The sequence below is a fragment of the Dietzia sp. ANT_WB102 genome (genome assembly GCF_008369165.1).
In the GTDB taxonomy this organism is placed as follows: domain Bacteria; phylum Actinomycetota; class Actinomycetes; order Mycobacteriales; family Mycobacteriaceae; genus Dietzia.
Map to the genome: position 1 here is coordinate 1 of NZ_VOBA01000004.1, position 668 is coordinate 668.

The following is a 668-nucleotide window of genomic DNA, read 5'->3' on the forward strand; positions in this document are numbered from 1 at the left end:
TGATTCTGAAAGCGGCCGAAATCGCACCCGGCCCTATGTTGGCCTTCGCCGAATGAGTAGCACAAGCAGGCTTTCCTAAAGGTGTTGTCTCTGTCATTACAGGCGATGCCGAAAACTGCGCCATTCCCCTAACCAGTCATCCAGATGTAGACAAGATTGACTTTACTGGAGGGCATGGAGCGGCGCGGCATGTGGTTAGAAACTCTGCCAATAGCTTTGCGGTCACCAGCCTAGAATTAGGTGGCAAATCGCCAATTATTGTCTTTGACGATGCAGATTTGGAAAGTGCTGCTAATGGTCTTATTGCGGGTAACTTTGGCGCTTCTGGACAGTCTTGCGTCGCAGGATCTCGTGGCTTTGTTCAACGATCTATTTTGCCTGAAATTATCAAACGTATAGAAGAAAAAGCCAAAAACATTGTCATTGGTAACCCACTCAATCCTGACACCCACGTCGGGCCTTTATGTACCAAAGCTCAAGTTGAGCGTATTAAAGACACGTTAGAAAAATCTGTTGCCCAAGGCGCTACGATACGTTTTGGTGGTCATTCCCCTGAACAATCTGAATTAGCAGACGGCAATTACTTTTGTCCAACGCTAGTCGAATGCCCGAATACGGATATTGAAACCCAAACAATTGAAATGTTTGGTCCTGTCATGTCTTTGGTA

At 46.4% G+C, this 668-nt stretch carries 1 pseudogene; it reads left to right on the plus strand.

What is annotated here, in order from left to right:
* Nucleotides 1-71: 71 nt before the first annotated feature.
* Nucleotides 72-668, plus strand: a pseudogene (locus tag FQ137_RS15270) (aldehyde dehydrogenase family protein); the annotation flags it as partial.